The sequence below is a fragment of the Rhizobacter sp. P3_C12 genome (genome assembly GCF_056402735.1).
The window spans coordinates 1-14,912 of sequence record NZ_JBFUGW010000162.1 but is presented as its reverse complement, the minus strand read 5'-3'; the positions used below and the strand labels follow the sequence as shown (position 1 = coordinate 14,912).

The window sequence follows — 14,912 nt, the reverse complement described above, 5'->3', positions numbered from 1 at the left end:
GGCCGACAGCCGGGCGGCCCGCGAGGTCGAACTCGGCCTGCGGCTCGCGGCCGGCGACGAGCGCGGCGCCTTGCGCGCCCGCTCGCACCTGGCCGACCTGGCACTGGCGATGGGCGAGGTCGACGAGGCGGTGTACCTCGGGCACCAGCTGGTCGATTCGCTGCGCGGCAAACGCGCGCCGGCGACGCTGTGCACGGCGCAGCTCAGCCTGATGCATGCGCTGCTGGAGCGGGGTTCGATCGACGAGGCGTTCGCGCTGTCGCACGAGATGCTGCGGCTGGCGGCCGATTGCGACCTGCTGTGGCAGGTGGCCGACGCCCTCGCCTGGCTGGCCGCCTGCCGAGGCGACCTGCCGACGGCGGCCGAACTCGCGGGATGGTCGGACGCGGCCTGGCGGCGTCGCGATGCGCCCCGGGCGACATTGCCGGCGCTGCGACGGGATCGGGTGCAACAACTGATCGGCTCGCTGCCCGCCGCCGCGCTCGATCTGTCGACAAGCGCCGGCGCCCGGCTCAACGAGGCGGACATCGTGGCGCTGTGGGACGCAACCCGGGCCGCCTGAGGCCCCGGTGCCTCAGTGAAAGTCGTCCTCTCGCTGATGGCGGACGGCCGCGACCACGACGGTTTCGCCGTCGATGATCTCGAACAACGCGACGTAGCCGGTGCGGCCGCAAGCGATCACCAGTTCACGCAGGAAAGGGCTGGCAGCGGCCTTTCGGCAGGTGAACGGAAACCGCTCCAGTGCCCGCAATCCCCCGGCGATCGCCCCGAGGGCTTCTTCTGCCAAGCTCAGGTCACCATCCTCGCGTGCGAGTTCGCGCTGGATCAGAAAGTCGTAGAGCCGGTCGAGGTCCTGCTGCGCCTCGCGCGTCAACAGAACGCGAAAGTTCATCGCTTCGAACGCCCCTGCGCCGCCCGGCGGGCCCGCGCGCCGGCCAGCTTCTTCTCGAGCCCGCCGATGACCTCGTCCGCACTCACGAACCGGCCGTCGCGCTTCGCAGACTCCAGGGAGGCCAGCCCGCGTGCGACGAACTCCGCTTGCGCGAGGCGGCGGTTGACGCCTTCACGCACGGAAGCTTCGACGAACTGGGACAGGCTTTCTCCGCTCTGCAGCACCCGCTCCAGTTGCTCACGCAACTCGGGTTCGACACGGACGGCTGGAATGGTGGAGGACTTCATGGCCGCCAATGTAATTCATTTGCGCCACATCGAAATCCTCTTCGACGCCTTGGCCCCGCAGGCAGCGGCGGCGGTCGATCAGCGGGTGTCGTTCTGCACGACCGGGTCGACCGACGCCTTCAGGCGCTTGGCCATGTCCGTCACGTACACCATGTAGGCGTAGGCCAGGCCGGTGTAGTTCTGGTTCTCGATCTGGGCCGCGGTGCGATCCTGGCTGTACCAGACCGGCCCGAACTGGTTCTCGAGGTCCGGCGACACGATCGCGATGCCGACCGTGTCGAAGAAGTAGCCCGTCGACTGGATCTGGAAGCGGATCGTGACAGGCCCGGTCACCGGGAGGCTGGGCAGGTCCACGATCTCCGGGCTCACGCGGGTCTGGAGCAGGTCGTTGCCGTTCTGGTCCTTGACCAGGAAGGCGAAGACGCTGACCGGAATGATGGTACTCATGGTGTTTTCTTTCCTTTGGCGCTGTTGCCGCCCCGGGCGGCGTCCAGCGGGTTGACGAGATCGAGACAGGCGGGGTGTCGGCGAGTTCAGCGGGTGGCGTTCAGCGGGTGTCGTTCTGCACGACGGGATCGACCGATGCCCTCAAACGCCCCAGCGTGTCGGTCACGTACACCCGGTACGCATAGGCACCCCCATCGGAGTTCCCGTTGACCACCTCGGCGGATCTGAGATCGGAGCCGTACACCGGGTCGCTGAACTGGTCTGCAGCGCCCGGCGAGACGAACTCGACACCGACCGGCTGCTGGAAACAGTAGTTCTCCGATTCGATCTGGAAATGGATCGTGACCGGCCCGCTCGCCGTGTTCTGCTGGAGATTCAGCACTTCAGGACTCACGGTGGTTCGGAGCACATCCTGGTTCTGTTCGTCCTTGACCACATAGGCAAAGACGTGGACCGTGATGGGAATGCTCATGATGTTTTCTTTCCTTTGGCGCTGTTGCCGCCCCGCGCGGCGTCCAGCTGGTTGACGAGATCGAGATAAGCGGGGTGTCGGTAAGAGGTGCGCTGGATGCGGTCGACGACCTGCCGGGCCGCCTCGCGATCGCCGAGGCGAAGGCGCACGCGCGCCAGCGTGGTCAGCACCGAGCCGTCGTTCAGGCCGGCGAAGGGCTGCAGCAGTTCGGCAGCGCGGGCCCAGGCCTCGCGCGCCGCGGCGGGGTCGCCATCGGCCTGCAGGTTGCCCAGTGTCTCGGCGGCATTCGCCATCACCACCGTCAGGTTCACGCGGCCCAGCGTGTCCTTCGCGACCACCGACGACGACACGGCCAGGTACGCGGCGAGCTGCGACACCAGCGCCGGCCGGTCCACCGGCGCGAGCACGGCCGAGTACGCGAGCGCACGCCCCTTCAGGTCGACCGAATAGCGCGGCGACGCCGGGCTGACGCCGTCGAGTCCCCGGGCGCATTCGATGGCGGCCGCGAGTCCGGCGGCGGCCTCGGCGGTGCGCCCCATCGCGCGATCGACCTCCACCATGCGCAGCCGCGCGAAACAGGCGTCGCCGCGCCAGAACAGGTTGGTCGGGTCTTCGTCGACCAGCCGCTCGGCGATCGCCAGGCTGTCGCGTCCGCTGGCCTGCGCCGCGAACGGGTCGCCCATGTCGAGCTGGTGGCGGCTGATCGTGTTCAGCGCACTGACGATGCCGCGCTGCGCCACCTTGTTCTTGGCACCGCCCGGCATCGCGCGGAACAGCGCCAGCTGCTGCTGCGTGTCCTTCAGCGCCGCCTCGTACTGGCCGAGCTGCTCGTGCGCGCTCGACAGGAAGCCGTGGTTCTGCGCCAGCTCGAAACCCAGTTCGGCGCGCTGCGGCAGCAGCCGCTTCAGCACGGTGCCCGCGGCCTCGAGCGACGCGATCGCTTCGGCCGGCCGCTCGGTGCCCAGCTGCACCGCACCGAGGTTGACGTATGCGAAGGCCGCTTCGGCCTGCCAGTCGACGTTCGACGGGTCCAGCTTCGTCAGGCGCTCGCTCAGTTCGAGGTAGCTGCGGAAGTTGGCCTCGGCCGTCCTGCCGTCGGCACGCTTCCACGCCGCGTAACCGACCCAGAACATGCTCTGCGCATGGTCGAAGATGCGCTGCCCGTCGTTCGGCATCTGCGCGACCAGCCGCTGCGTGGTCGCGGCCGCCTGCTCGAACGCGGCCTGCGCCTCGGCCGGGTTGCCGCGCAGGTCGCGGATCTCGCCGATCAGGTGCATCGCACGCGAGCGATGGCCGAGCGCCGTCGCATCCAACCGGTCGGCTTCCTGGGAGGCGTAGTACGCGAGCGCCTTCTCGCCCACCGAATCCAGCACCTCCAGCCGGCCCACCGGCTCGAGCTTCTTGCGCAGGTCGCCGAGCATGAACTCGATCAGCCCCTCGGCCTGCGCGCGCTGGTGCTGCGCCTCGTTGCGCGCGCGCACCGCCAGCACGGCCAGCAGCGCGAACACGACGACGCCGACGGCCGAGGCCGATGCGATTCCCGCGAGCCAGCGCAGCCGGCGCTGCGTGTCGCGCTGCACCAGGTCGTCGAAGCCGACGCCGATCATGCCGGCCAGCAGCTTCAGCGCCGCGCGGCGCGGGCCGTCGCCTTCGGCGCGCTGGTCGGCGGCGATCGGCTCCAGCGGTTCGCCCGCGGCCTGCCCGTCGGCCGTCAGCGCAAAGCGCAGCGCGGGCGGGAAGCACTCGCTCGCCTCGCGGCCCGGCGTGTGGCTCGCGAACGGTTCGCCCGACGCGATCAGCGCCAGCACGCGGCCCTCGCCGTGCAGGCGCTTGAACTCGATGATCTCGCGGTTGACCCACGGCGAGCGCGCCGCATCCGGCGAGCAGACGACGATCAGCCAGCGGCTGGCCGCGAGCGCCTCCTGCACGCTCGCCTTCAGGTCGGCACCGGCGTTCAGCTCGTCGCGGTCGCGGAACAGCGGCGACAGGCGCGCCGGCACCGGCCCGTGCGGCGTCGCGCGGCCGACCAGCCGGCGCGGCACGCGGTACGTCTCCAGTTGCCGCTGCAGCCCGCGCGCCACGGCCTTGTCGTGGTGGCTGTAGCTGATGAACGCCCAGTACCGGGGCGAAGGATCTGTCGTCGAGCGGGCCGGCGTGTCCACGGCGCTCATCGCCGCGCGTCCCTCAGGTGCGCCAGCATCGCATCGAGGCCGCGCCGGTCGCAGCGCTGCTCCACCGGGCCGCCGGCACGCGGCCACAGCAGCCGCGGGCGCTGGCGCGGCCGGGTCGACAGGTGCAGCACCGGGATGCGGCGGCGGAAGGCTTCGTCGACCACGTCAGCCGTGCCGCCGGTGCCGCGCGACGGTGCGCCGTCCCACAGCGCGAGCAGCACGTCGGCCTGGTCCAGCAGCGCATGGCCGGCGCGCAGGTAGCTGCGCCCGGCAACGCCCAGCGGCCCACGCAGCTCGGTGATGCGCGCCGCATCGCCCAGCAGCGCGCGGTACTCGCGGCGCGACGCGCTGTTGCGGAAGCCGCTCGCGTACTCGTCGCGCGGGCGCGGCAGCACCGCGTGCAGCGTGTAGCCCACCCGCAGGCCGAGCCGCGCGAGGTGGCGGTCGCTGCCCTCGGCCAGGTTGGACAGCAGCACCGGCTCGATGCAGCGCGATGCGCTCGCCAGGTGGGCAAGCAGCGGCTCGATCTGCGGCGTGATCAGGTCCAGCTGGTGTTGTGAAATGCGATTCAATCGATGCCCCGTGACACCGACGTGCAGGCCCCTCGCCGGCCGCCGCGGGTGGCACGGCGCCGGCATCACGACTCCCTCGGGCTCCCTCACGTCGCTACTGCAGAACAGCACAGGTCAGTCCAGTTTTTCCTTCACGGCGGACATGGCCTCGCCCCCGAGCATAGGGCGCGATGACCCCGTGCCGGATGACTGCACGGTGCGCGCCATGCCGGCAGCGGTCGGAAGTGCGCAGGAAATCACGAGTGGCGCCGGCGTGGCGAGTGCATGAAAACCCGCGAACAGCGCCGCGACCCCGAGAACGGCCGCGGCGAAGCGCAGCTGGGGCGTGTGCAGGAAAGAGGTCGGGCGCGTCGATTTCATGGTCCGCATGGTCGGCGGTGCACCGGCTCGCCGTCCTGAAGCGCGGCTGAATTCTCCTGAAGGCGCTGTCCCTGGCCGGACAGCCGGCCGGCGCGCGAACTCCTAACATCGGGCGTCATGTCGTCCACACCGTATCTCCCGCGGCGCCCCGGCCGCAGCCGCTTCGTCGACCTGCGCGGCCTGCGCTACCACCTGCACGAATGGGGCGACGCGGCCCTGGCCACCGCCGAGCGGCCGACGCTCGTGATGCTGCACGGCTGGATGGACGTCGGCGCATCGTTCCAGTTCGCCGTCGATGCGCTGGCGGCGATCGAGGGCGAGGGGCGCCACGTGGTCGCACCGGACTGGCGCGGCTTCGGCCTGAGCGCGCCGGGCGGTGCCGACTGCTACTGGTTCCCCGACTACCTCGGCGATCTCGATGCGCTGCTCGACTCTCTGGCCGATTCCGTGGCCGCCCCCGGCGAGCCGATCGACCTGCTCGGCCACAGCATGGGCGGCAACGTCGCGATGGTCTATGCCGGCGTGCGGCCCGAGCGCATCCGCCGGCTCGTCAACCTGGAAGGCTTCGGCCTGCCGGCCACGCGGCCGGCGCAGGCACCCAAGCGCTACCTGCAGTGGTTGGACGAACTGAAGCAGCCGGTGGAACTGCGCCCCTACGACAGCCTGCAGGCGGTCGCCGAGCGGCTGCGCAAGACCAACCCGCTGCTGCGCGAGGACCGCGCGGCCTGGCTGGCCGGCCACTGGTCGCGCCAGGCCGAGGACGGCCGCTGGCACATCCTCGGCGACCCGGCCCACAAGCGCGCCAACCCGGCGCTGTACCAGAAGGACGAGGTGCTGGCCTGCTGGCAGCGCATCGCCGCACCGCTGCTGTGGGTCGAGGGCGACCGCACCGATGTCTCGAAATGGTGGGGCGACCGCTACCCGCGCAGCGACTTCGACGCCCGCCTGGCGCAGGTGCCGCGGGTCGAGCGCCAGGTGCTGTCGCCGGCCGGGCACATGCTGCACCACGACCAGCCCGAGGCGCTCGCCGCCCATCTGGCGCGTTTCCTCCAGGCCTGACCGGCCGCCCTGCCCGTGCGGGCATGCGGTGCGTGCGAAAATCCCGCGATTCACAAAACACACACGGGAACTGCACCATGGACGTCGAACACATCAATGCCATCGGCAACACCCTGGCCGACCTGACCCAGCGCACGGTCGGCCTCCGGGGGTATCTTTGACTACGATCGCAAAGCACTGCGACTGAACGAGGTCAACGCCGCGCTCGAGAACCCCAAGGTCTGGGACGAACCGAAGCGCGCACAGGAGCTGGGCCGCGAGAAGCGCTCGCTCGAGCAGGTCGTCGAGACCATCGACCACCTCACCGGCAACCTGGCCGACAACTCCGAGCTGTACGAGATGTCGAAGGCCGAGGGCGACACCGACGGCCTGCAGGCCATCGAGGCCGAGACCGCCAAGCTGGCCGAGATCGTCGACGGGCTCGAGTTCCGCCGCATGTTCAACAACCCGGCCGACCCGCTCAACTGCTTCCTCGACATCCAGGCCGGCGCCGGCGGCACCGAGGCCTGCGACTGGGCCGGCATGCTGCTGCGCCAGTACCTGAAGTACGCCGAGCGCAAGGATTTCAAGGCGACGGTCGAGGACCAGTCCGACGGCGAAATCGCCGGCATCAAGAGCGCCACCATCAAGGTCGAGGGCGACTACGCGTTCGGCCTGCTGCGCACCGAGACCGGCGTGCACCGCCTGGTGCGCAAGAGCCCGTTCGATTCCGCCGGCGGCCGCCACACCAGCTTCGCCAGCGTGTTCGTCTACCCCGAGGTCGACGACACGATCGAGATCGACATCAACCCGTCCGACGTGCGCACCGACACCTTCCGCGCGAGCGGCGCCGGCGGCCAGCACATCAACAAGACCGATTCGGCGGTGCGCCTCACGCACATCCCGACCGGCATCGTCGTGCAGTGCCAGGACGGCCGCAGCCAGCACAGCAACCGCGACGTGGCCTGGAAGCGGCTGCGCTCGCGCCTGTACGACCATGAGATGCGCAAGCGCATGGAAGAGCAGCAGAAGCTGGAAGACACCAAGACCGACGTCGGCTGGGGCCACCAGATCCGCAGCTACGTGCTCGACCAGAGCCGCATCAAGGACCTGCGCACCAACGTGGAGATCTCCAACACCCAGAAGGTGCTGGACGGCGACCTCGACCAGTTCATCACCGCCAGCCTGAAACAGGGCATCTGATGACGCAGCTGAAGGCCCTGCTCTTCGACCTGGACGGCACGCTGATCGACAGCATGCCGCACCACCACGACGCCTGGGTCGAGTGGCACCGCCGGCGCGAGCTGACGATCGACGCCGAGCGCTTCTTCCTGGAGACGGCCGGGCGCAGCAACGTCGAGATCTTCACCGACCTGCTGCCCGGCCGCAGCGCCGACGACTACGCTGCGTTCGGCGCCGAGAAGGAGGCGATCTACCGCGACATCGCCGCCACCCGGCTCGGGCTGATCGCCGGCACGCACGAGCTGCTCGACCGCGCGGCCGGCCTCGGCCTGAAGCTCGCGGTGTGCACCGCGTCGACGCCGCAGAACATCGCGCTCGCCTATGGGCGCTTCGGCATCGGCGACAAGGTGCAGACCACCGTGAGCCCGGCCGATGGCCTGCGCGGCAAGCCGCACCCGGACATCTTCCTCGAGGCCGCGAAGCGCCTCGGCGTGAGCCCGGCCGAGTGCCTGGTCTTCGAGGATGCGCCGCTCGGCGTCGAGGCCGCGCGGCGCGCCGGCATGAAGGCCGTCGCGCTGACCACGACGATGGCGGCCGCCGCCTTCGCCGGCTTCGACAACGTCGTCGCCGTCGTGCCCGACCTGCTCGATGTCCGACTCACCCTTCCGATCCATCAGCCCTGACGAAAGAAGAACACCATGCGTGAAGGCACTGCACCGCTGATCCGCCGCGAGGACTACACCGCCCCGGCGTTCTGGATCCGCACCGTCGACCTGACGTTCGACCTCGACCCGGCGAAGACGCTGGTCATCAACCGCATGACGATGGAGCGCAACACCGCGCTGCCGCCGCAGCCGCTGCGCCTGCACGGCGAAGACCTGACGCTGACGCGCGTGCTGGTCAACGGCGAATCGGTGTCGTTCCGCCATGAAGACGGCATGCTGGTGATCGACAGCCTGTCGGACGTGCCGGCCGGCGAGTTCACGCTCGAGATCCGCAACACCTGCGCGCCCGAGAAGAACACGCAGCTGTCGGGCCTGTACACCTCGGGCGGCGGCTTCTTCACGCAGTGCGAAGCCGAAGGCTTCCGCCGCATCGCCTACTTCCTCGACCGCCCGGACGTGATGGCGGTCTACACCGTGACGCTGAAGGCCAGCAAGAAGGCCTACCCGGTGCTGCTGTCGAACGGCAACCTGGTGCAACAGGGCGAGCTCGACAACGGCCGGCACTTCGCGAAGTGGCACGACCCGTTCCCGAAGCCGAGCTACCTGTTCGCGCTGGTCGCGGCCGACCTGGTGGCGCGCGAGCAGAACGTGCGCACCCGCTCGGGCAAGGACCACCTGCTGCAGGTGTACGTGCGCCGCGGCGACCTCGAGAAGACCGAGCATGCGATGAACTCGCTGATCGCGAGCGTGGTCTGGGACGAGGCCCGCTTCAAGCTGCCGCTCGACCTGGAGCGCTTCATGATCGTCGCGGTCGGCGACTTCAACATGGGTGCGATGGAGAACAAGGGCCTGAACATCTTCAACACGAAGTTCGTTCTCGCCAACCCGGCCACCGCCACCGATGTCGACTACGCCGGCATCGAGAGCGTGGTCGGCCACGAGTACTTCCACAACTGGWCSGGCAACCGCATCACCTGCCGCGACTGGTTCCAGCTGAGCCTGAAGGAAGGCCTGACGGTCTTCCGCGACCAGGAATTCAGCATGGACATGGCCGGCAGCCCCACGGCCCGCGCCGTCAAGCGCATCGAGGACGTGCGCCAGCTGCGCCAGATGCAGTTCCCCGAAGACGCCGGCTCGATGGCCCACCCGGTGCGCCCGGACAGCTACGTCGAGATCAACAACTTCTACACCGCGACGATCTACGAGAAGGGCTCGGAGGTGGTGCGGATGATGCAGACGCTGGTCGGCCGCGACGGCTTCGCGCGCGGCATCACGCTGTACTTCGCGCGCCACGACGGCCAGGCCGTGACCTGCGACGACTTCGCGCAGGCCATCGCCGACGCCAACCCCGACAGCGAGCTCGCGAAGCACCTGCCGCAGTTCAAGCGCTGGTACAGCCAGGCCGGCACGCCGCGCGTCAACGCACGCGGCCGCTACGACGCGCCGACCCGCACCTACACGCTGGGCATCGAGCAGAGCTGCCCGGCGTCGCCGGGGCAGGCGGTGAAGGAGTCGTACGTGATCCCGGTCGCGATGGGGCTGATCGGCCGCGACGGGCAGCCGCTCGCGCTGCAGCTCGAAGACGAGCCGGYGGCCGGCGGCACCGAGCGCGTGCTGGTGCTGCACGAATCGCGCAGCTTCTTCACCTTCGTCAACGTCGACGTGGAGCCGGTGCCGTCGCTGCTGCGCGGTTTCTCGGCGCCAGTGGTGCTGATCGACCACCTGTCCGACGACGACCTGCTGGTGCTGCTGAAGCACGACAGCGACCCGTTCAACCGCTGGGAAGCCGGCCAGCGCCTGGCGCTGAACCGCCTGCTGGCGGCGGTGGCGAGCGAGCAGCCGCAGCAGCCGCTGGATGCCGCCTTCATCGAGGCGATGCGCGCGGTGCTGCGCCATCCGGAGCTCGATGCCGCCTTCAAGGAACTCGCGCTGACGCTGCCGAGCGAGACCTACGTCGCCGAGCAGCTGAACGTGGTCGACCCGCAGCGCATCCATGCGGCGCGCGAATCGATGAAGCTGCAGCTCGCGCAGGCCCTGCGCGACGACTGGCAGTGGGCGTTCGAGGCCCACCAGGTGCGCGGCGGCTACTCGCCCGACCCGGTGTCGGCCGGCAAGCGTGCGCTGGCCAACCTGGCGCTGGCGATGCTGTGCCTGGATGCCACCCGCCACGGCGACGCCGTGTGGCCGGGCCGCGCCTACCAGCGCTTCAAGGACGCCGGCAACATGACCGACCGGATGGGCGCGCTGGCCGCGCTGGTGCACGCGCATGCCGAGCTGGCCGAGCCGGCGCTGCAACGCTTCCATGAGATCTTCAAGGGCGAGCCGCTGGTCATCGACAAGTGGTTCGCGCTGCAGGCCGGCGCACCGGAGAAGGACGGCCGCGTGTTCACGCGCGCCAAGCAGCTGCTGCAGCACCCGGACTTCTCGCTGAAGAACCCGAACCGCGCGCGCAGCCTGATCAGCGCGCTGTGCATGCTGAACCCGGCCGCCTTCCACCGCCGCGATGCGGCCGGCTACGTGTTCTGGGCCGACCGCATGATCGAGCTCGACAGCCTGAACCCGCAGCTCGCCGCGCGCGTCGCCCGCGTGATGGACCGCTGGAGCAACCTGGCCGAGCCCTACCGCACCGCGGCGGGCGAGGCGCTGAAGCGCGTCGCGGCCAAGGCCGACCTGTCGAACGACGTGCGCGAGATCGTCGGCCGGGCGCTGCAATCCGGCGAGGTCGCGGCATGACGCAGCGCCTGACCCCGAAACGCATCAGCCTGACGCAGTACCTGATCGAGCAGCAGCGCAGCCACGGCAACATTCCGGCCCAGCTGCGCCTGCTGATCGAGGTGGTGGCACGCGCCTGCAAGCGCATCAGCATCAGCGTCAACAAGGGCGCGCTCGGCGGCGTGCTCGGCAGCGCCGAGACCGAGAACGTGCAGGGCGAGATGCAGAAGAAGCTCGACATCATCGCCAACGAGGTGCTGATCGAGGCCAACGAATGGGGCGGCCACCTCGCGGCGATGGCCAGCGAGGAGATGGAAGGCATCTACGTGGTGCCCAACCGCTTCCCGCAGGGCGAGTACCTGCTGCTGTTCGACCCGCTCGACGGCTCGAGCAACATCGACGTGAACGTCAGCATCGGCACGATCTTCTCGGTGCTGAAGAAGCCGGAGAGCAGCGTGGGCACCGGCGTAGGCGTCAGCGAAGCCGATTTCCTGCAGCCTGGGACGCAGCAGGTGGCGGCCGGCTACTGCGTGTACGGCCCGCAGACGATGCTGGTGCTGACGGTGGGCGACGGCGTCGCGATCTTCACGCTCGACCGCGAGGAAGGCGCCTGGCTGCTGACGCAGGATGGCGCGAAGATCCCGGAAGACACGAAGGAATTCGCGGTCAACATGAGCAACCTGCGGCACTGGGCGCCGCCGATGCAGCGCTATGTGGAGGAATGCCTGGCCGGCAGCACCGGCCCGCGCGGCAAGGACTTCAACATGCGCTGGATCGCCAGCATGGTGGCCGACGTGCACCGCATCCTGACGCGCGGCGGCGTGTTCATGTACCCATGGGACCAGCGCGAACCGAAGAAGGCCGGCAAGCTGCGGCTGATGTACGAGGCCAACCCGATGGCCTTCATCGTCGAGCAGGCCGGCGGCGCGGCGACCAACGCAGGCCAGCGCATCCTCGACCTGCAGCCCACCGCGTTGCACGAACGCGTCAGCGTGATCCTGGGTTCGAAGAACGAAGTTGAGCGCATCACGGCTTATCACCGCGAAAACGGCTGAAGCCGCGCTATACTCATTGGCTTCACGCCGGTGTAGCTCAGTTGGTAGAGCAGCGCATTCGTAATGCGAAGGTCGGGAGTTCGACTCTTCTCACCGGCACCAAGATCTCCAGCCCCCGGGGCCGGAACAAAAAAGCCGCTTCACAGCGGCTTTTTTGTTGCCTGCGCGTTGTTGATGTCAGGCGGGTAGCGCGGCAACGGCGGCGGCTGCTCCGCCGCTCAGCTTGAACACCGCGACCGCGTCCACCAGCATCCGCGCCTGCTGCCTCAGGCTCTCGGCGGCCGCCGCGCCCTCTTCGACCAGCGCMGCGTTCTGCTGCGTCGCCTGGTCCATCTGCGAGACCGCCTCGCCGACCTGCGACACGCCCGAGCTCTGCTCGACCGCCGCTTCGCTGATCTCGGCCACGATGTCGCTGACGCGCTGGATCGCGGTGACGATCTGCTGCATCGACTGCCCGGCGTGATCGACCAGCGTCGTGCCCTGCTCGACCTGCGCGACGCTGTGGCCGATCAGCGCCTTGATCTCCTTSGCSGCCGCCGCGCTGCGCTGCGCSAGCGYRCGCACCTCGSCGGCCACCACCGCGAAGCCGCGGCCCTGCTCGCCGGCCCGCGCCGCTTCCACCGCGGCATTCAGCGCCAGGATGTTGGTCTGGAACGCGATGCCGTCGATCACGCCGATGATGTCGACGATCTTCTTCGACGACGCCTGGATGCCGCGCATCGTGTCGACCACCCGGCCCACCGCCGCGCCGCCGTCGGTCGCCGCGCCGGAGGCGACCAGCGCCAGCTGGTTGGCCTGGCGCGCGTTGTCGGCATTGCTGCGCACCGTCGCGTTCAGCTCTTCCATCGTCGCGGCGGTCTGCTGCAGCGCGCTTGCCTGCTCTTCGGTGCGCTGGCTCAGGTCGAGGTTGCCCTGCGCGATCTGCGAGCTGGCGGTGGCGACGCTCTCGGCGTTGCCGCGCACGCTGCCGACGATCTGCACCAGGCTGTCGCGCATGCGCTGCAGCGCCCGCAGCAGGTGGCCGGTTTCATCGTGCGAGTCGATCTTCAGCGTCGTGCTCAGGTCGCCCTCGCTGACCTGGTCGGCGAGCACCGCGGCCTGCTTCAGCGGGCGCACGATCGAGCGCGTGACGGCCCAGGCGATCAGCGCGCCGAACGCCGCGGCCAGGCCGGCCAGGCCGAGCATCAGCAGGCTGTCGGCGCGGGCCGCCGCCTGGATGTCGCTCGCCACCTGGCGCATCTCCTGCTGCTGCGCCTCGACCAGCGCATCCACGGCCTTGAAGTAGGCGTTCTGCATCGGCCGCACATCGGCCAGCAGGCTCTTGGTCGCCGCGGCATCGTCGTCGGCAAAGCCGAGCGCGATCGCCTTGTCGATCGCCTGCTCGTACGGTGGCAAGGTCTGCGACACCGCCTTCAGCAGCTCGCGCGTCGAGGCGCTGCGCACCGTGGCTTCGAGCCCGGCGACGATCTCGGCATTCTTCGCGCGCATCTCCTCGATGCGCTTCCTCTCGGCCTGCATGACCGTCTTGTCCGACAACAGCACGATGTTGCGCACACCGCGTGCGATCACGTTCTGGTTGTCCTTCATGTGCGACAGCTGGACCACCTTGTCCATCTCGTCGCGCGTCAGGTCGCCGACCTGCTGGCTGATCGTCGCCATCTGCTGCCGGGCGGCCAGCGCCATCGCGACCGCCACCATGATCGTGATCAGGAAGCCGGCGCCGAGCCGTTTGCCGATCGTGAAGTTGCCGAGGAAATTCATCGTGGTCATCCTGAGGACGCTGCGGCGGGAGGCCACTACCAGCGCACTGAAGGCGATATCGACGACGGATGAACCGCCATGAAGCAGACAAACGTCCCGTATTGCACAGGGTTGCACACCCGCTCTGCCCATGCGGAACGCCCCGTGCGGCATGTACCGACACGGGGCGTAGGGAGTTTCCCTTCCGGCAGCGGCCTTCAGGCCGCCACGCTCACTGGGCCGAACGCGAAGCGGCGCGCTGGGCGCTCAGCTGGTTGGTCGCCTCGGCGTTGTAGCCGGCCAGTTCGCCCTGGCTGACCGAGCGGCCGATCAGCTTCATGCGCTGTTCGAACTGCTGCTGCGCGCTGCCGGCGAAGGTGTCGCCCGTGACCGTCGGTGCCGAGGTTTCGCCGAAGGCCGGCGTGCGGCCGATCAGGCCCATGCGGGCGACGTGGGCGGCGCGCTGTTCGGCAGCGGTCTGCAGCTTGCCGGTGCTGCCGTCGACGATTTGCGCCGGGGCTTGTTCGCCGGCTTGGGCCGTGCGGCCGATCAGGCGCATTCTTTCGGCATATGACGAGGTCTCGGCCAGCGCAGCGCCATGGGCGGCGGCAAGGGCGAGGGAGGCGGCGATGAGAAGCTTGCTGTTCATGATGAGTTCCTTGAGCTTGAAGGTGGCAATGAAAGGTTGGATGGAGCTTGTTTCTTGCGGGTCGCCACGCCTTCATCGCGTGTCCGGCTCGTTCGAACTCGACGGGTCATCTGGTTGGAGACAAAGCATCGATGGGGTGAACTCTAGTGGTTAACCCTTGATTCATCGATGGGCGTTTGGTGAATTGATCATTGCCCCGATCGCAACAATGACGCCCACTCGGCCTCCTTGAAGTCCTGGACATCTCCCCCACGGCGGTGTCGCGCCGGGGCAGCGCGGGGTAGTCTTCCGGCTCGCATCCCGATCACTTCCAGGAGACCACCGCATGGGCAGCACCTCCCCCCTCGACGTCGTCGCCATCGTCGGCAGCCTGCGGCGCGCGTCATTCACGCGCGCGCTCGTGAACGCCTTCACGCCGATCGCGCCGCCGTCGCTGAAGATCGAGATCGTCGGCATCGGCGAACTGCCGCTCTACAACGAGGATCTCGAGGCCGACCCGCCCGCCGCCTGGAAGGCCTTTCGCGAGCGCGTCTCGCGCGCCGATGCGGTGCTGTTCGCGACGCCCGAGTACAACCGCTCGATACCCGGTGTGCTGAAGAACGCGATCGACGTCGGCTCCCGCCCCTACGGCAAGAGCGTCTGGTCGGGCAAGCCGGCCGCGGTGGTGAGC

At 69.1% G+C, this 14,912-nt stretch carries 16 protein-coding genes and 1 tRNA gene; 8 read left to right on the top strand and 9 right to left on the bottom strand.

Annotation, left to right across the window (positions count from 1 at the left end; genetic code table 11):
• Positions 1–562 (top strand): hypothetical protein (locus AC1DXV_RS22110; RefSeq protein WP_477935550.1); only part of this gene is annotated, 562 nt, incomplete at its 5' end.
• Positions 563–574: 12 nt separating this feature from the next.
• On the opposite strand, the gene AC1DXV_RS22105 is transcribed toward AC1DXV_RS22110, so the two are convergent.
• From AC1DXV_RS22105 to AC1DXV_RS22075, 7 genes are all read right to left on the bottom strand, one after another.
• Entirely contained in the window at positions 575–892 is a 318-nt protein-coding gene (locus tag AC1DXV_RS22105) for a type II toxin-antitoxin system RelE/ParE family toxin (RefSeq protein WP_477935548.1), read from the bottom strand.
• Entirely contained in the window at positions 889–1,179 is a 291-nt protein-coding gene (locus tag AC1DXV_RS22100) for a YlcI/YnfO family protein (RefSeq protein ID WP_477871013.1), read from the bottom strand. The genes AC1DXV_RS22105 and AC1DXV_RS22100 overlap by 4 nt, the downstream gene beginning before the upstream one ends.
• 78 nt (positions 1,180–1,257) lie before the next feature.
• A complete protein-coding gene (locus AC1DXV_RS22095) occupies positions 1,258–1,626 on the bottom strand; it encodes a hypothetical protein (protein ID WP_477871015.1) in 369 nt (122 codons plus the stop codon).
• 100 nt (positions 1,627–1,726) lie between these two features.
• Positions 1,727–2,098, bottom strand: a complete 372-nt coding sequence (locus tag AC1DXV_RS22090; RefSeq protein WP_477871017.1) for a hypothetical protein — start codon at positions 2,096–2,098, stop codon at positions 1,727–1,729.
• Positions 2,095–4,269 (bottom strand): toll/interleukin-1 receptor domain-containing protein, encoded by a 2,175-nt coding sequence (locus AC1DXV_RS22085; protein WP_477935546.1) that lies wholly within the window; start codon positions 4,267–4,269, stop codon positions 2,095–2,097. The genes AC1DXV_RS22090 and AC1DXV_RS22085 overlap by 4 nt, the downstream gene beginning before the upstream one ends.
• A complete protein-coding gene (locus AC1DXV_RS22080; RefSeq protein WP_477935544.1) occupies positions 4,266–4,841 on the bottom strand; it encodes a hypothetical protein in 576 nt (191 codons plus the stop codon). Before AC1DXV_RS22080 ends, AC1DXV_RS22085 begins: the two co-directional genes overlap by 4 nt.
• A gap of 114 nt (positions 4,842–4,955) precedes the next feature.
• Complete coding sequence (locus tag AC1DXV_RS22075) at positions 4,956–5,201, bottom strand: hypothetical protein (RefSeq protein ID WP_477870768.1); 246 nt, start codon at positions 5,199–5,201, stop codon at positions 4,956–4,958.
• A gap of 117 nt (positions 5,202–5,318) precedes the next feature.
• On the opposite strand from AC1DXV_RS22075, the gene AC1DXV_RS22070 reads away from it, so the two are divergent.
• From AC1DXV_RS22070 to AC1DXV_RS22045, 6 genes are all read left to right on the top strand, one after another.
• Positions 5,319–6,260, top strand: coding sequence for an alpha/beta fold hydrolase (locus AC1DXV_RS22070; RefSeq protein WP_477870766.1), 942 nt, complete (start codon positions 5,319–5,321; stop codon positions 6,258–6,260).
• Positions 6,261–6,337: 77 nt separating this feature from the next.
• Positions 6,338–7,442 (top strand): peptide chain release factor 2 gene (gene prfB / locus AC1DXV_RS22065; RefSeq protein WP_477935542.1). Its coding sequence is split into 2 segments (ribosomal slippage): positions 6,338–6,418 and positions 6,420–7,442, totalling 1,104 coding nucleotides; the frame shifts between segments, so codons are not numbered across the junction.
• Positions 7,442–8,104, top strand: a complete 663-nt coding sequence (locus tag AC1DXV_RS22060) for an HAD family hydrolase (protein WP_477935540.1) — start codon at positions 7,442–7,444, stop codon at positions 8,102–8,104. Before prfB ends, AC1DXV_RS22060 begins: the two co-directional genes overlap by 1 nt.
• A 15-nt stretch (positions 8,105–8,119) precedes the next feature.
• Positions 8,120–10,819: an aminopeptidase N gene (gene pepN / locus AC1DXV_RS22055; protein ID WP_477935538.1), complete on the top strand. Its 2,700-nt coding sequence runs from the start codon at positions 8,120–8,122 to the stop codon at positions 10,817–10,819.
• A complete protein-coding gene (locus AC1DXV_RS22050; protein WP_477864772.1) occupies positions 10,816–11,853 on the top strand; it encodes a class 1 fructose-bisphosphatase in 1,038 nt (345 codons plus the stop codon). The genes pepN and AC1DXV_RS22050 overlap by 4 nt, the downstream gene beginning before the upstream one ends.
• Positions 11,854–11,879: 26 nt before the next feature.
• Positions 11,880–11,955, top strand: a tRNA-Thr gene (locus AC1DXV_RS22045).
• Positions 11,956–12,030: 75 nt separating this feature from the next.
• On the opposite strand, the gene AC1DXV_RS22040 is transcribed toward AC1DXV_RS22045, so the two are convergent.
• Both AC1DXV_RS22040 and AC1DXV_RS22035 read right to left on the bottom strand, forming a co-directional pair.
• Positions 12,031–13,614, bottom strand: a complete 1,584-nt coding sequence (locus tag AC1DXV_RS22040) for a methyl-accepting chemotaxis protein (RefSeq protein ID WP_477935536.1) — start codon at positions 13,612–13,614, stop codon at positions 12,031–12,033.
• 211 nt (positions 13,615–13,825) lie between these two features.
• The gene (locus tag AC1DXV_RS22035) at positions 13,826–14,242 is read right to left on the bottom strand and encodes a hypothetical protein (protein ID WP_477864770.1); all 417 of its coding nucleotides are present in this window, start codon (positions 14,240–14,242) and stop codon (positions 13,826–13,828) included.
• A 325-nt stretch (positions 14,243–14,567) separates the two neighbouring features.
• Between AC1DXV_RS22035 and AC1DXV_RS22030 the strand changes: the two genes are divergently transcribed.
• On the top strand, positions 14,568–14,912 hold a 345-nt coding region (locus AC1DXV_RS22030), incomplete at its 3' end, for an NADPH-dependent FMN reductase (RefSeq protein WP_477935534.1).